Genomic DNA, 14,491 nt, shown 5'->3' on the forward strand with positions numbered 1-14,491 from the left:
TTTCATTTTTTTCCTAAAGTTATCCGGAGCAGGGACGATAGATGCTACAAGGACGCGGCGGTGCGTCCGTAAGCGAAAGCAATAACGCTCTCCAAGGAGAACAATCATGCAAGTAATCAACACCAACGTACCGTCGCTCAATTCGCAGCGTAATCTGGCGCAAACTGGTACTGCGCTTTCAACCTCGCTGACTCGCCTGTCTTCAGGTCTGCGCATTAACTCTGCTAAAGATGATGCTGCTGGTCTGGCGATTTCTGAACGGATGACGAGCCAGATCAAAGGTCTGGACCAAGCTCGTCGTAATGCCAATGACGGTATCTCACTCTCGCAAACTGCTGAGGGTGCACTGCAATCATCAGGCGACATCCTGCAACGTATTCGTGAGCTGGCTGTTCAGTCTGTGAATGGTTCGAACTCGGGTTCAGACCGTCAGGCACTGAATTCTGAAGTGTCTCAGCTGGTTACCGAGCTGGATCGTATTTCTAATACCACTGAGTTCAACGGCTTGAAACTGTTGAATGGCTCTTTTGGCTCAATGTCATTCCAAGTAGGTGCCAATGCCAATCAAACCATCAACGTGGGCACTGCTGACGTTCGTACCGATAAATACGGTCTGAGTACTTTTGCCTCTGCTTCTGCAGCTGCACCAACCAGTGCCACAGCCTATACTTCGGGCACTGTAACCGTCGGTGGTATCAAATCTAAAGACGTTGCCGTTACAGCAACTGATACAGCTAAAACACTGGCTGACAAAATCAACGCAGTGAATGGTGAAACCGGCGTTAGTGCATCGGCTCGTACCTTGGCGACTCTGGATTTTAGTGCCTCTGGTGCTTACAGCTTGGAAGTGACTTCAAGCAATACTTCAGCAGTAACTGTGTCGTTCTCTGTGAGCAATACCAATACTTCTGAAGGTTTGGCGCAAGCGGTTTCTGAAATCAATAAAGTTTCTTCACAAACTGGCGTGACCGCAAAAGTTTCTGAAGATGGTACTGAGATTCGTCTTGAAAACTCTACTGGTGCTAATCTGCAGATTGGTAGCAAAGCCAGCAGTGCGTCTGGTCTGGTGTTCTCAGCTGACCGCATTCAAAACGATGGTACTTACCAGAAAGGCGCTTCAGCATCGATTGCAGCAGGTACTTCAGGTACCGCAGGCCTGAAAGCTATGGGTTATGTGGCACTGGATTCAGCAAACGGCTTCAGTATCACTGATGCTGCGACCGGCATCTTTGGTACCGGTGTTGCGGATCAAACCAACAAAGTGAATACACTGGATATCTCTACCGCAGAGAAAGCGACTAGCGCGATCCGGATTGTCGATGCGGCGATTCAGACGATCAATAGTAGTCGTGCCACCTACGGTGCAGCCCAGTCTCGTTTTGAAACTACCATCAAAAACCTGCAGACTACTTCTGAAAACTTGTCAGCATCTCGCAGCCGGATTCGTGATACCGACTTCGCTAATGAGACCGCCAATCTGACTCGTGCTCAGGTGTTGCAACAGGCCGGTACTGCAATGCTGGCCCAGGCAAATGCCTTGCCGAACCAAGTGCTGAGCTTGCTGCGTGGCTAATCAGCCCTGAGTATGCTGTGAAGTAGTACGCTGCGTGCCCCGGGATTTCGGTCTCGGGGCATATCCGCATAAGGAGTGATGATCATGCAAATCAATTCTGTGAACGGCTTAAGCCAAACACCCGGAATGCTTAAAGACGAAGGTCAGCGCCAGGTGGCTGTATCTGGACTGCGCTCGGAGTCTGCCGCACCTGCAGTTGCAGTCGCTTCCGATGCGGTGCAAGCCCTAGATCCTAAGCAACAAGCCAAGCAACTGGACGATGCGGTTAAAAAAATCAATGAGACGATCAGCTCAATGAATCGCGATGTTGGCTTGGAATTCTCAACCGACGAAGCAACCAAGATGCGGACGGTCAAAATTATTGACATTGCCTCGAAAGAAATTCTGCGGCAAATTCCGTCTGAAGAAGTTTTGAATATCGCCAAAGCAATTGATCGTTTGCAGGGTTTATTAGTTCGCGATAAAGCCTAATGCAAACCAGCTCAGCAGGAGACTAAATCATGGCTATTACCACGGGTGGTATGAGCGGGATTGATATCAACGGCCTTGTGAGTCAGTTGATGTCGATCGAGCGGCAGCCGCTGCAGAAAATGACAGTCAAAGAGGTCGGCCTGCAAGCAAAACTGAGTGCTTATGGCACCATTAAAGGTTCTCTTTCCAGCTTTCAAACCTCGCTTGGCAAACTGAATAATATTGCCTCTTACACCGGCTCGACCTCCGCTAGTTCATCTGATGATGCATCAGTTAAGATTTCGGCGGGTAACACTGCGCAAGCGAGTAAATATGATATCGAAGTTAGCCAACTGGCAACTTCGCAAAAGCTAGCTAGCCAGATTTACGGTAAAGCTACCGATGTGGTGGGCGAAGGCGTTTTGACCTTTGATTTTGGCTCGTATAGCAGTGGTTTTTCGCCAAATACTAAACGCACCTCTTTTTCGGTGACGATTGACGCTACCAATAACACCCTCGAAGGGGTGCGTGATGCGATTAATAAGGCCAAAGGCGGGGTTACAGCCAGTATCGTTAATGATGGCACCGGCTATCGCTTGGCTTTATCTAGCAACGAAAGTGGCTCGGCAAACAGCATGCGCATTACCGTAGCTGAAGCGGGTGGTGCTCCCACCAATACGGATACTACGGGCTTATCCGCACTAGCCTACAATCCGGCAGCTACCGTGCCAGTCAATAATATGACTCAAAATCAGGCTGCGAAAGATTCGATTTTTAAGCTCGATGGCATTACCATCACCAAGCCTGGCAATAGCATCACTGATGCCATTGATGGCATCACTCTAACGCTGCAAAAAGTAACCACCGCGCCAGTTCGGCTAGAAGTGAATAAATCCGCAGCCTCAATCAGCGCACCGCTGAAAGAGATGGTTAAGTCTTACAATGATCTCATCAAGACCATGCGGGATTTGACCAAAGCTGATACCTCGAAGACTCAAGTCGGGCAGTCGAATAACGCCCAAGTGCTCAATGGTGAATCTACTCCACGCCTTATCGAGATGGAATTGCGTGAGGTGATGAATCAAGTCTTGGAATTCACTGGCGGCGATATGAAGCGCCTGAGTCAGGTTGGAATTTCAATCGACAAAAATGGGGTGATGCAGCTGGATGAAACCAAGCTAAATAAAGCCATGGCTGATGATCCGGAAGGGGTGACTAGCCTGTTTGCTACCAATGGGCGCTTGTCAGATAGCCAGATTAAGGTCGACTCACTGGGCAAATATGCCGCTGGTAATTACGACCTGAAAATCACTAGCCTTGCGACTCAGGGCAAGTTTGTGGGTGCTAGCTCGGTGAACCTCACAGCTGGATCGATTGCGATTACCAGTGCGAATAAATCCATTTCGCTGCAAGTTGATGATAAGTCGGTTAGCGTCGATTTGGCAGAAGGTACCTATACCGCTGCACAATTGCAGGCAGAAATCCAGACGCGGATTAACTCTGATGCGACCTTAAAAGCGGCCAGTGCTTCGGTGGTGGTCTCGATGGATGCGAGTAATCAGCTTAGCATTACGTCCAACCGCTATGGCCAAAGCTCGAAAGTGCTGGTGACGACGGCTAGTAGTGATCTGGGGCTGGCCACAGGTGCGAGTACCCAAGGTACGGATGTCGCTGGTACCGTAAATGGGGTTGTGCTGAAAGGGGATGGCCAAAAGCTGTATAACGATGATGGCTTTAAGCTCACCGTGCTGGGTGGCGCAATCGGTGAGCGTGGCTCCTTATCAATTTCGCAGGGTTTTGCTGCCCAGTTGAGCCAAGCAGTGACCAAAATGCTAGATGGCAAAGGCACTATTGGAACTAAGCTGGATGCTTTGAATAAATCAGTCAAAGACGTGCAGACTCAAAAAGTAGCTTTTGAGCGACGCATGACTGCTATTGAGGCGCGTTATCGGGCACAATATGTAGCGCTGGATACCATGCTGACTCAAATGCAGCAAACCAGTAGCTCGCTGGCCCAACAATTGGCCAATTTGCCAAAGTTTAGTTAAAGCAGGAGGCCTTGCATGAGTGCCAATATGCGCCGGGCCATGATGGCCTATGGCAGTCAAAGCTTGGATGCGGATGTGAATACGGCCTCGCCGCATCGCCTCATCGTGCTGTTGTTTGAAGGGGCGATCAAAGCAATTCATTTGGCAAAATTGCATCTGAATAATAAAGACATTGCCGCCAAAGGCGCATCGATATCCAAAGCCATCGCCATTATCGAAGATGGCCTGCGCCTTAGTCTGGATCGCGAAGCGGGTGGCGAAATGGCGGCTAATTTGGATGCGCTCTACGAGTTCATCGCCTACAGTTTGCTCGAAGCCAATTTGCACAATGATGTAGAAAAACTCGATCTATCCGCCCAGCTACTCAGTGATTTGAAAGAGTCATGGGAAAAAATTGGCAACGACCCAGCTTTAAACCAGCAAGCCACGACGCCTGATGTGCAATATGGCCGTGTTTGAACAAACCATCGCGGCGCACTGCGCACTGCAGCAGCAGTTGGAATACACCTTAACCTTGGCACGTACAGAGCAATGGGATGAGCTGCATGAGCGCGTGCCTGCGCTTGTGGCGCAAATGCAATCCCTGCCGGTAGCATTGGGTGGACTCAATCCTGCGCAACAGCAACAGCTGGCTGTCTGCATCCAACGGACCGACGAGCTTATTCAAGCGCTACAGCCCGTCTTGCAAAATTGGCAAACCGAATTAGCTCGTCTACTGTCTAATCTGAACACGGAACAAAAAGTCCACAACGCCTATCAAGTCCGATTCTGAGGCTGTCATGACCACTATCACTCTTGATCTGCCCAGTGCGGCACTATTACTCCTGTTAGTGGTTCTGGTGTATATGGCAGAGGTGCTGTGGTTTTGGTGGAAGTTGCGCCGCCAAACTAGCTGGCAAGAGCTGGCTGGCCAAGTGCAAGAGCTGCAAGAAGAAGTGCAGTTTCTTAAAGTGCGTCTAAGTGCCATGCAGGCCGCCGCACAGCCGCTTGCAGAGCCTGAGCTTGCTCCTGCTCCCGCCGCCCAGGCTGAGTCCAGTTACAACCAGGCGATCCGCATGGCCCAGCTTGGCGCCGATGCGGATGCCTTGATGGTTGAATGCCAACTGTCACGGGCCGAGGCGGATTTGATTGTTGCCATTTACCGAGGCGTTTATAAGGGCTGATTATGTTCCCGGCTAACGCAGCCTCAACTCTGGTTGGCAATTATCTCCGCGCTCAACAGGGGGTGCTGGAGTCTGTTCAGGTCGCGCCAGATGATATTCGCCTCAGCGTCGGCGAAAAAGTGCAGGCCTTAGTCACCAATCAGCTCAATAATGGCCGTTTTGCTGTGCTGATTAAAAATCAGCTGCTCGATCTGAATCTCCCCCGCAATACCCAACCCGGCCAGCAGTTTGAACTCACGGTACTGGCAAAGAGCCCCGAGCTGACTTTTCGTCTTGAAGCCCAGCAATTAGCCAAACCGATATTAGAGCAGCCCGCTAATGTAGAGCTTAGCAAAGGGGCCACGCTGATCAGTAGCCTATTTGCGCAGTCTGGGGGCGGAGCGCAAGCGGCCGCATTGATTGAAGGTGCGGACCCTTTGTTTACACAGCCGCCCGATCCCAAAGCCCTGGCAGGGCAACTGGCGCAGCGCTTAGCAACAAGCGGTTTGTTTTATGAATCACATCAGGCGCAATGGGTGAATGGTGAGCGTGCTTTGCCGCAGATCTTGGCGGAGCCCCAAGCGCGGCTGCACAGCATGGCCTCAGCGGACCCAGCCCAGCCCGTTGCGCCTAAAGAAACGCTGACCACACCTACGGCCAGCAACCCCCAATCCAGACCCGAGGCCATGGCTGCGAGTGCTGGTTCACCAAGCGATAAGGTCGCGGAAGCGAATTTGCAGCAACTCGTACGGCAGCAGCTCGAGCTAGTCGAAAACAAGCCTTTGATTTGGCAAGGCGCGGCTTGGCCCGGTCAGCCGCTACGTTGGGAGCTGGAGCTGGCAAACGACAAAGAAGCGCAAGGCGCCGAGGCAGCTAGCCGGCAATGGCAAACCCGTCTGCAACTGGATTTACCACGCCTTGGCAGTGTAACGGTTATCGCTCAATTGCAAGATGGTCAGTTTAATTTGCGCTTTCAGGCGGAAAACCCTGCAACTTTGCAATTACTCCGTGCACAGCAACCGGAAGTGATGCGCCGTTTTGCCTCGGCGGGCTTAAGTTTGGCGGCGGCCCAATATCAGGCGTGGGAGGCAAGCAATGAACAAGCCTCCTGAACGATTGGCGCGCGCAGTGGCCCTAGCTTATCGCGAAGGGCAGAGCGCCCCACGTGTGGTGGCCAAGGGTAATGGGCTGTTGGCCGAGCGTATCATCGCCAAAGCCAAAGAGGCTGGTGTATTTGTCCATGATTCGCCAGAAATGGTGGCGCTACTGATGCAGGTGGATCTGGATAGCCAGATTCCTCCGCAACTGTATCGGGCTGTGGCAGAATTACTGGCTTTTATTTACATGCTGGAGCGGGGTGAAGACATCCTGCCGCCAGATTTTAGCCATTTAGCTGAGCAAAACCAGGCCGAGCCACCTGCGGCTGGAGCCGCATCTCAATCAACGGATCATTCGTGACTCATTCCCCTCTCGCTGCACACAGCGGCAATCTTCGTCGCAGCCAGCTGGCTGTCGCTACCTTATTTCTGGTGTTGGGTTTCAACTTTGGCACTTGGGCCTCGCGGATTCCCGATCTGAAATTACAATTGGGCCTCACTACGGCCGAAGTCGGCTTTTTGCTGCTGGCCAGTGGCTTAGGCGCGGTGTTTTCCTTTCCGCTTACCGCCAAAATTTTGCAACGCTATGGTGCGAAAACCGCCTGCCTCATTAGCGGCACTCTGATTCCATTGGTGTTGCTGGGTTTAGCGGCGGCGCCAAGCTACCCCTTGGCGATTGCCGTGATGGCAGTTGAGGGCGTGTTGGCAAGCTTGCTGAATGTCGGGATGAATGCGCAAGGCGTGCTGCTGGAAGCCAGTGGCAAGCAAGCGATTATGTCGCGGCTGCATGCGGTGTTTAGCCTCGGTGGTTTGCTGGCGGCACTGTTTGCCAGTGGTCTGAGCAAATTTGGCGCAGGGGTATGGCCCCATTTTCTGGCTGGGGCGCTGATTTTATGGGCGGCTGTCGCGGTATCGATTCCGCATCTGCATCCGGATCAAGCGCAAGCGCAGCAAGGTGGCAAGCGTTTTGCCTTACCCACCGGGATTGCACTATGGCTGGGTTTGATGGCGCTGTTTGGCACCATCGTGGAGGGGTCGATGTCTGATTGGTCGGCCTTGTATCTGAAAGAAGAAACCGGAGCATCGGCCCAATGGGCGCCATTGGGCATCGCCTTTTTCTCGGTCACGATGTTTATTGCCCGCTGGTTTGGTGATCAGTGGCGTACGCAATTTGGTGCGGCCCGACTCTTGCTCTGGGGAGGCTCATTGGCCGGTGGCGGCTTATTAGTGGCGCTGTTGATTGGTAGCATGGTGCCCGCGCTGCTGGGCTTTGCATTAGTCGGCATCGGCATGGCGGCCGTTTCGCCGTGCGTGTACGCTGCGGCCGCGCAACAAGGGGCGGTGTCACTCGCTGCTGTCACGACGATGGGCTCGATTGGTGCGCTGATGGGGCCGCCAGTGATTGGCTTTGTGGCCCATCATTCCAGCATGGCGTGGGGGATGGCGGTGGTTGGCGTGGCAGCGCTGCTCATCGCGGTATTAACGCCGCGGATTCGCTGGTGATCTAGTGGCTTAGTTTGGGGTATTGGGCTGCAAGCTTTGGATAATATGGCTTGCAGCGCTATACCTGCTGTTTTGATCGGTGCTTGGGGCGCGATAATATTAATATTAAGTTGCACCCATTAACCGAGCAGGGCTTTTTTCTCTCGTTCCAGCTGGACCATCAGCCGTTGCAAGGCCGATTCCTGTCCGCGGCTTAATTCCATAAAGCTCACGCCCAGCATCCAGCGTGGCGCGCCTTGGCGTAATTGCACTGGGTGCAGATTGCGCACTAGCAAATCAGCTGGAAAGCGGCCAGTGGGGCCTAGGTCGATACTGGCTTGCTGCAAAATCTGCCCAGTTTCAAATAGCCCCACCTGATCATCTTTTAGCCAGATGCCCATCCCACCCAGTGAGATATCGTGCAGCTCAAGTGTGAGGGCATTGCCGGCCCGATTAAGGCTCACGGTATACGGGCTAGTAATCGGCGTGGTGAGACGGAAATACTCGCGCCGCTGCAGTTTGATCATGTCGGCCGGGAAATGCAGCTGCAGAGCGGGTTTGCCTTCAAAATTCACCCGGCGCGGGGTATCGGTGCTGAATTGGATTTTTACTCCATCCAGGTCGGTGACAAACAGCACTTTGGTGGTGCCTAGCAAAGCCTGATTGGTCGGTTCGTGGCTGCCAATATCAATGATGAAGACTTTCTCTTTTACATCAACTTGCAGCACACGGCTAATCATCATGTCGCGCCCGGCATTGAAATACAGGCCAACATTGGTTTTGGCTTGAATCAGGGCGCGGAATACATGCGCAATTTCCAGCGGCGTGCGCAACAGAAACTGGGCGATGTCTTCTTTGTCGCTAATCGGCTGATGGACGATGGGTTCTTGTTCGCTCATGGCTTACTGTTCCAGCAGCTGGCGGATATCGTGGGTAAAGACGGCGGCTCCCGCACCATAATTGACTAGTACGCGCGTCTGGCCATTGCGGTCGATCAGATAAGTGCCGGCGGTATGGTCCACAGTGTAATGCGGGCCGTTACCTTGTTTTTGATAGACCGCACGAAAGGCTTTGACGGTCTCATCAATCTGCGCCTTACTGCCGGTTAAACCAATAAAACTGGGGTTAAATGCCGGCACATATTGCGCCAGCAGTTGCGGCGTATCACGTTCAGGGTCAACGCTCACAAACAAGACCTGGACCTCTTTGGCGGCATCACCCAGTTGTTGCATGCTGGTGCGCAGCTCGGCCAGCGTAGTGGGGCAGACATCAGGGCAGGAGGTATAGCCAAAAAACAGCACCACCACTTTGCCTTGAAAGTCGCTCAGTTGACGCGGCTTGCCGTGCTGATCTTGCAGGGTGAAATTTTGGCCGATTTGCGAGTCGCTAATGTCGCTCCCCTGAAAGGTGAGTTTTTTAGCACAGGCGCTGAGCAGCAAAGCCGCAGCCAGCAAGGAAAACAGAGACAACAAACGGCGCATGTAAACAGTCATCGGTAAGGCGTTAAATTGATGGTAAGCGAGCTTTACAGCTTGTGCAATTTTAGTCGGTCGATTGCTTGTGGATTGAGACAAGCCTGCGCCGCCATTGGGCTGTGCTCGATTTCGGCCAACAGCGGGGCGGCGATATTCGCCTGCAAATAGGCCAGATTATCGCTATAGCGCTGCATGTTTGGATCGACCCGATTGGCTATCCAGCCGGCCAGCGGCAAACCGCTGGCCGCAATCGCGGCTTGGCTGAGTAGGGCATGATTAATACAGCCCAGCCGCATACCCACCACCAGAATCACCGGTGCCTTGAGGGCCACGGCCAGATCGGCGATGCGCGCCTGAGTGCTCAGCGGCGCAAACCAGCCCCCCGCACCTTCAATCAGTACCGTGTGGGCGTAGGTTTGCAGTTGCTCAGCGCAGGCCAAGAGATGAGCTAGATCGATATTCACGCCGGCTTCGGCCGCCGCCAAATGCGGCGAAATCGGTGGCACAAAACGATAGGGGTTGCTGAGCTCTGGCGGCGCTGCAATCGGGCTGGCTACGCGGTGTAGTTCAACATCTTCATTGACCAGTATATCGCCCTGAAACACACAGCCTGAGGCGACTGGCTTCATACCTACTGCGGGTATATTGGCCTGATTGAGTGCGCGCAAGAGCTGCGCGGTGGCCACGGTTTTACCCACTTCGGTGTCGGTGCCGGTGATGAAATAGCGAGGAGCAATAGCCATGATCGATGGTGGGGACAAATAATAAACCCGAGCGCCGTTTAGCGCGGCGGGCGAGGACGAAATTCGATGATTTGGCTGCCGTCGGCGCGCTGACCTTGTGGCCGTTGGCGCTCGTTTTTCCAGGCGTGACCGTAAACCACCTCATAAGTGCAAGGCAGTTTGCCATCGCGGCGCAGCGGCTCGTACTGCGCTTGCACCCGTTGCCAGGCGGTTTTGCCCAGCAGGCCGCTACGCCGGCCTAGCATGTGATTGCTAGCGCCGATGCTCTTGAGATCTTGCATCACCGATTTGGCATCTTGGTAGGTGAGGGTGAGGTATTCCATATCCATCACCGGGGTGGCAAAGCCTTGCTGCACCAGCGCATCACCCAAATCATGCATATCGATAAAGCGATTCACATGCTCATGGCCATCAATGCCGGCAAAGGCGGTGCGCAACTCTTTGAGCGTATCGGGGCCCAGCGTGGCAAACATCAGTAGGCCACCGGGTTTGAGTACGCGCTGAAATTCGGCAAAGGCCTGATCCGGCGTATTGCACCATTGCAGCGTGAGGCTAGACCAGATCAGATCGACCGAATTATCGGCCAAAGGCAGTCGTTCGATATCGGCACAGAGCGGCCAAGGCCGCTGTTTATCCAAAAGGCCAAAGAGGCTGCTCAGGCCCGTCTGGCTGTGTTTGTTCAGCGCCGTGCGCACCATGGCGGGAGCGAGATCCAGAGCCAGGGTATGGGCTTGAGGATATTGCTGCTTAAGGCCTGTCAGGGCATACCCCGTGCCACAGCCGGCATCCACGACGATGTTGGGTTGCAAGCGGATCAGCGCCAGCCGCTCCAGCATGCGTTCAACTACTTCACGCTGCAATACGGCGGCAGCGTCATAGGTGGCCGCAGCTTTGTCAAAGGCGGCTCGTACGGCCGCCTTATCGGTGTAAAAGTCTTCAGCCATAGTTCTCGTCAAGCTTGGGCTTTACCCAGCTTGTGTTTTGCGATTTCAATCAGACCCGGCAGGATGGAGATGAAAATAATCCCCAAGATGATGATGGTCAGATTTTTTTGGATGAACTGAATACTGCCCAGCAAATACCCCGCGTAGCTGAGCGAGCCCACCCACAGTGCCGCCCCAATCACGTTGTAGGCAAAGAACTTGCGGTAGGTCATCTCTGCCATACCGGCTACAAATGGGGCAAAGGTGCGCACGATCGGCACAAAGCGGGCAATGATAATGGTTTTGCCGCCATATTTTTCAAAGAACTCATGCGTTTTGTGCAGGTATTCCTGCCGGAAAATCTTCGAGTTTGGCCGGGCGAATAATTTATGCCCGAAATAGCGGCCAATGGTGTAGTTGAGTGCATCACCGAGTACTGCAGCGATAAACAGCAACACGACCATAAAGTGAATATTCATGGCGCCAGTGCCGGCCAGCATGCCAGCCACAAACAGCAGTGAATCTCCGGGCAGAAATGGTGTGACCACTAAGCCGGTTTCGCAGAAAATCACCGCAAACAGAATGGCGTAAATCCAAGGGCCGTATTGCTGAGCCAGCTGGGCTAGGTACACATCCAGATGCAGGAAGATATCGATAAAGTGTTCCATCATTGATCCTTGTGCGATACATAAACAAAACGCCGACCACAGCCGGCGTTCGGTCTATTAAATCAGCTGCAGATTAAACGACTGCTTCTTCTTTTACGGTCACTGGCTTGACCATGCTATCGCGGGTTACGCCAAACATCAGTAGCAGGGGCGAGGCCACCAGTACAGATGAGTAAATCCCGAAGACGATACCAATGGTCAGGGCCATTGCAAAGCCATGCAACGCAGCGCCACCAAACAGCAGCATCGCCAACACCATGGCCTCGGTTGAGCCGTGGGTAATGATGGTCCGGCTCATGGTGGCGGTAATAGCGTTGTCGATGATCTCAGGTACGGTTTTGCCGCGCAGATTCGGTTTGCGGAAATTCTCGCGAATCCGGTCAAACACCACCACCGACTCATTCACCGAATAGCCCAATACCGCCAGAATCCCGGCCAGTACGGTCAGGCTGAACTCCCACTGGAAGAAGGCAAACACGCCCAGAATAATCACCACGTCGTGCATATTGGCGATGATGGCCGAGAAGGCAAAGCGCCATTCAAAGCGGATCATCAGGTAGGCAATAATGCCCACGCAAACCAGCGCCAGCGCAGTCAGACCGTGGCTAAACAGCTCGTCACCCACTGATGGGCCAATAAACTCGACTTTGCGCAGCTCGACATCTGGACGCTCTTTTTTCAAGGAATTGAGTACTTCGTTTGAAAGCTGAGCGCTGGATTTGTCTTTGATATTGGGGATGCGCACCATCACGTCTTTGGTGGTACCCAGCGATTGCACTTGCACTTCACCGTATTTCAGCGCTTCTACCCCATGGCGTACTTGCTGGATCTCCACGGATTGCTGATAGCGCAGCTCCATCACCGTGCCGCCGGTGAATTCCACCCCGAAATTCAGACCCTTGGTGATCAAAAAGAACACCGCCACTACAAAAGTCGCCAGAGAAATCGCCGTGGTGAGCTTGCCATAGCTCATAAACGGGATGTCGCGTTTTACATGGAAAAATTCAATCATGATGCTTTCCCGTCCTTACACAGCCAGCGTAGCCAGGCGGCGACGATAACCATAAATCAGATTCACCAGTGCGCGTGATACAAATACGGCACTAAACATGGAAGTCAGAATCCCCAGGCAATGCACCCAGGCGAAGCCGCGCACCGCGCCCGAACCGAAGATCAGCAAGGCCAGGCCGGCAATCAGCGTGGTGATGTTGGAATCCAGAATCGTATCCCAAGCGTGCTTGTAGCCGTTGGTGATTGCCGCTTGTGGGCTCTGGCCTTCACGCAATTCTTCACGTACCCGTTCGTTAATCAGTACGTTCGAGTCGATCGCCATCCCGAGGGTCAGTGCAATCGCGGCAATCCCAGGCAAGGTGAGCGTTACGCCCAGCAGTGACAGCAACGCAATCAGGAACAACAAGTTCGCGCCCAGCGCCAGTACCGATACCACCCCGAACACGCGATAGTAGATCACCATGAAGACGGCAATCGCTAGGAAACCATACAGCGTGGAGTTAAAGCCTTTGCTGATGTTTTCTTTACCCAGTGATGGGCCGATAGTGCGCTCTTCAACGATATTCATTGGCGCTGCCAGCGAGCCCGCGCGCAGCAGCAGGGCGGTATCGTTGGCTTCGGCAGTATTCATCGAGCCAGAAATCTGTACGCGGCCACCACCAATTTCGCCGCGCACCACTGGCGCAGTAACCACTTCACCCACGCCTTTTTCAACCAAGATCATCGCGATGCGTTTGTTCACGTTTTCACGGGTCAGGTCTTTAAAGATGCGAGCACCAGTTGAATCCAGATTCAAATGCACAGCCGCGCCGTTGTTTTCATCAAAGCCGGCTTGCGCGTCATTGATGTTTTCACCAGTCAGCTCAACTTCTTTGCGCACCAGGATTGGCGTGCTTTTGCCTTCGCCGCGACGCTCGGTCATCAGCTCGAAACCGGCAGGTACATTGCCATTCAGGGCTTCGGTCAGCTTGGCTTGGTCGTCTTCCACCAGACGCACTTCCAGTGTGGCGGTGCGGCCGAGGATGTCTTTGGCCTTGGCGGTGTCTTGCACGCCCGGCAGCTGCACCACGATCCGGCCTTCGCCTTGCTGCTGGATCACCGGCTCAGCTACGCCCAGCTCATTCACCCGATTGTGCAGGGTGGTGATATTTTGTTTAACCGCGTCGTTTTTCAGTTGCAGCAGGGTCGCGGCTGGATAGCTAATCACCAGTTTGTAATTACCATCGGCGCTGACCGGGCTCACGGTCAGATTGGCCAAAACCGGCGTCAGCGCTTTATTGGCTGCCACCAGCGTTTCGGCATCGCGTAATTGCACTTCCACCCGATCACGCTCTTTGCTGATTTTGCCGTAGCGGATTTTCTTATCTTTCAGTTCGCGGCGCACATCGCCGGCGGTTTTTTCCAGCGCTTTATCCACGGCGGCTTTCATGTCTACTTCCAGCAGGAAGTGCACCCCGCCGCGCAAGTCCAGACCGAGCACCATCGGTTTGGCGTGCAGTTTGCTTAGCCAGGCCGGGGTGTCCGATACCAGATTGAGCGCAATCACATAATCGTTGCCCAGTTTGGCTTGAATCGCATCCTTGGCCTTGATCTGGCTGTCGGTGTCTTTAAAGCGCAACTTGACCGAGCCAGCTTCAAAGTAGGCATCGATCGGTTTAACCCCGGCGGCGGTGGCGATCTCGGTGGCTTGCTGGATCATCGCGTCAGTGACTTTGACGGTCACGCGGGCGCTAGAGACCTGTACGGCAGGGCTTTCACCAAAGAAGTTGGGTAGGGTATAGAGCGTTGCGGCAATAAGCGTAACGACGAGGAGGATATACTTCCAGAGCGGATAGCGATTCATGCTGTGCCCCTGCGCGGCAGCAGGGCGCTGCCGCGT

16 protein-coding genes are annotated in these 14,491 nt (G+C 53.6%); 9 read left to right on the top strand and 7 right to left on the bottom strand.

Going from position 1 to position 14,491, the window contains the following annotated elements; translation table 11 throughout:
- Positions 1 to 106 precede the first annotated feature (106 nt).
- From QV747_RS01675 to QV747_RS01715, 9 genes are all read left to right on the top strand, one after another.
- Entirely contained in the window at positions 107 to 1,573 is a 1,467-nt protein-coding gene (locus tag QV747_RS01675) for a flagellin (protein ID WP_034618684.1), read from the top strand.
- Positions 1,574 to 1,657: 84 nt separating this feature from the next.
- Positions 1,658 to 2,044, top strand: coding sequence for a flagellar protein FlaG (locus QV747_RS01680; RefSeq protein ID WP_028448902.1), 387 nt, complete (start codon positions 1,658 to 1,660; stop codon positions 2,042 to 2,044).
- A gap of 29 nt (positions 2,045 to 2,073) precedes the next feature.
- Entirely contained in the window at positions 2,074 to 4,071 is a 1,998-nt protein-coding gene (gene fliD, locus QV747_RS01685; RefSeq protein ID WP_273428031.1) for a flagellar filament capping protein FliD, read from the top strand.
- A gap of 15 nt (positions 4,072 to 4,086) precedes the next feature.
- Complete coding sequence (gene fliS, locus QV747_RS01690; RefSeq protein ID WP_273428028.1) at positions 4,087 to 4,530, top strand: flagellar export chaperone FliS; 444 nt, start codon at positions 4,087 to 4,089, stop codon at positions 4,528 to 4,530.
- The gene (locus tag QV747_RS01695; RefSeq protein ID WP_288791463.1) at positions 4,517 to 4,843 is read left to right on the top strand and encodes a flagellar protein FliT; all 327 of its coding nucleotides are present in this window, start codon (positions 4,517 to 4,519) and stop codon (positions 4,841 to 4,843) included. Before fliS ends, QV747_RS01695 begins: the two co-directional genes overlap by 14 nt.
- Positions 4,844 to 4,850: 7 nt before the next feature.
- Complete coding sequence (locus QV747_RS01700) at positions 4,851 to 5,234, top strand: DUF2802 domain-containing protein (RefSeq protein WP_273428023.1); 384 nt, start codon at positions 4,851 to 4,853, stop codon at positions 5,232 to 5,234.
- Positions 5,235 to 5,236: 2 nt separating this feature from the next.
- Entirely contained in the window at positions 5,237 to 6,325 is a 1,089-nt protein-coding gene (locus QV747_RS01705; protein ID WP_273428021.1) for a flagellar hook-length control protein FliK, read from the top strand.
- Positions 6,309 to 6,671, top strand: a complete 363-nt coding sequence (locus QV747_RS01710) for an EscU/YscU/HrcU family type III secretion system export apparatus switch protein (RefSeq protein ID WP_273428020.1) — start codon at positions 6,309 to 6,311, stop codon at positions 6,669 to 6,671. The genes QV747_RS01705 and QV747_RS01710 overlap by 17 nt, the downstream gene beginning before the upstream one ends.
- Positions 6,668 to 7,813, top strand: a complete 1,146-nt coding sequence (locus QV747_RS01715; protein WP_273428017.1) for an MFS transporter — start codon at positions 6,668 to 6,670, stop codon at positions 7,811 to 7,813. The genes QV747_RS01710 and QV747_RS01715 overlap by 4 nt, the downstream gene beginning before the upstream one ends.
- A 119-nt stretch (positions 7,814 to 7,932) precedes the next feature.
- On the opposite strand, the gene QV747_RS01720 is transcribed toward QV747_RS01715, so the two are convergent.
- The 7 genes from QV747_RS01720 to secD all read right to left on the bottom strand — a co-directional run bounded on the left by QV747_RS01720 (position 7,933) and on the right by secD (position 14,455).
- Complete coding sequence (locus QV747_RS01720; RefSeq protein ID WP_047393834.1) at positions 7,933 to 8,691, bottom strand: flagellar brake protein; 759 nt, start codon at positions 8,689 to 8,691, stop codon at positions 7,933 to 7,935.
- Between the two features lie 3 nt (positions 8,692 to 8,694).
- A complete protein-coding gene (locus QV747_RS01725) occupies positions 8,695 to 9,273 on the bottom strand; it encodes an SCO family protein (protein ID WP_231550508.1) in 579 nt (192 codons plus the stop codon).
- Positions 9,274 to 9,317: 44 nt separating this feature from the next.
- Complete coding sequence (gene bioD / locus QV747_RS01730; protein WP_273428012.1) at positions 9,318 to 10,010, bottom strand: dethiobiotin synthase; 693 nt, start codon at positions 10,008 to 10,010, stop codon at positions 9,318 to 9,320.
- A 38-nt stretch (positions 10,011 to 10,048) separates the two neighbouring features.
- On the bottom strand, positions 10,049 to 10,954 hold the full coding sequence (bioC, locus tag QV747_RS01735; protein ID WP_028448913.1) for a malonyl-ACP O-methyltransferase BioC: 906 nt from the start codon (positions 10,952 to 10,954) through the stop codon (positions 10,049 to 10,051).
- A gap of 8 nt (positions 10,955 to 10,962) precedes the next feature.
- Positions 10,963 to 11,604, bottom strand: a complete 642-nt coding sequence (locus tag QV747_RS01740; protein ID WP_034618688.1) for a DedA family protein — start codon at positions 11,602 to 11,604, stop codon at positions 10,963 to 10,965.
- Between the two features lie 70 nt (positions 11,605 to 11,674).
- Entirely contained in the window at positions 11,675 to 12,610 is a 936-nt protein-coding gene (gene secF / locus QV747_RS01745) for a protein translocase subunit SecF (protein WP_028448915.1), read from the bottom strand.
- Positions 12,611 to 12,628: 18 nt separating this feature from the next.
- The gene (gene secD, locus QV747_RS01750) at positions 12,629 to 14,455 is read right to left on the bottom strand and encodes a protein translocase subunit SecD (RefSeq protein ID WP_047393827.1); all 1,827 of its coding nucleotides are present in this window, start codon (positions 14,453 to 14,455) and stop codon (positions 12,629 to 12,631) included.
- Between the last annotated feature and the right edge of the window lie 36 nt (positions 14,456 to 14,491).

It is taken from the genome of uncultured Chitinibacter sp., from assembly GCF_945957625.1.
Classification (GTDB): Bacteria; Pseudomonadota; Gammaproteobacteria; order Burkholderiales; family Chitinibacteraceae; genus Chitinibacter; species Chitinibacter tainanensis.

Bases quoted from the DNA above. Each gene is read 5' to 3' on its own strand.
- QV747_RS01675 (WP_034618684.1), top strand. From the start codon at position 107: ATGCAAGTAATCAACACCAACGTACCGTCGCTCAATTCGCAGCGTAAT.
- QV747_RS01680 (WP_028448902.1), top strand. From the start codon at position 1,658: ATGCAAATCAATTCTGTGAACGGCTTAAGCCAAACACCCGGAATGCTT.
- fliD (WP_273428031.1), top strand. From the start codon at position 2,074: ATGGCTATTACCACGGGTGGTATGAGCGGGATTGATATCAACGGCCTT.
- fliS (WP_273428028.1), top strand. From the start codon at position 4,087: ATGAGTGCCAATATGCGCCGGGCCATGATGGCCTATGGCAGTCAAAGC.
- QV747_RS01695 (WP_288791463.1), top strand. From the start codon at position 4,517: ATGGCCGTGTTTGAACAAACCATCGCGGCGCACTGCGCACTGCAGCAG.
- QV747_RS01700 (WP_273428023.1), top strand. From the start codon at position 4,851: ATGACCACTATCACTCTTGATCTGCCCAGTGCGGCACTATTACTCCTG.
- QV747_RS01705 (WP_273428021.1), top strand. From the start codon at position 5,237: ATGTTCCCGGCTAACGCAGCCTCAACTCTGGTTGGCAATTATCTCCGC.
- QV747_RS01710 (WP_273428020.1), top strand. From the start codon at position 6,309: ATGAACAAGCCTCCTGAACGATTGGCGCGCGCAGTGGCCCTAGCTTAT.
- QV747_RS01720 (WP_047393834.1), bottom strand. From the start codon at position 8,691: ATGAGCGAACAAGAACCCATCGTCCATCAGCCGATTAGCGACAAAGAA.
- QV747_RS01725 (WP_231550508.1), bottom strand. From the start codon at position 9,273: ATGCGCCGTTTGTTGTCTCTGTTTTCCTTGCTGGCTGCGGCTTTGCTG.
- bioD (WP_273428012.1), bottom strand. From the start codon at position 10,010: ATGGCTATTGCTCCTCGCTATTTCATCACCGGCACCGACACCGAAGTG.
- bioC (WP_028448913.1), bottom strand. From the start codon at position 10,954: ATGGCTGAAGACTTTTACACCGATAAGGCGGCCGTACGAGCCGCCTTT.
- QV747_RS01740 (WP_034618688.1), bottom strand. From the start codon at position 11,604: ATGATGGAACACTTTATCGATATCTTCCTGCATCTGGATGTGTACCTA.
- secD (WP_047393827.1), bottom strand. From the start codon at position 14,455: ATGAATCGCTATCCGCTCTGGAAGTATATCCTCCTCGTCGTTACGCTT.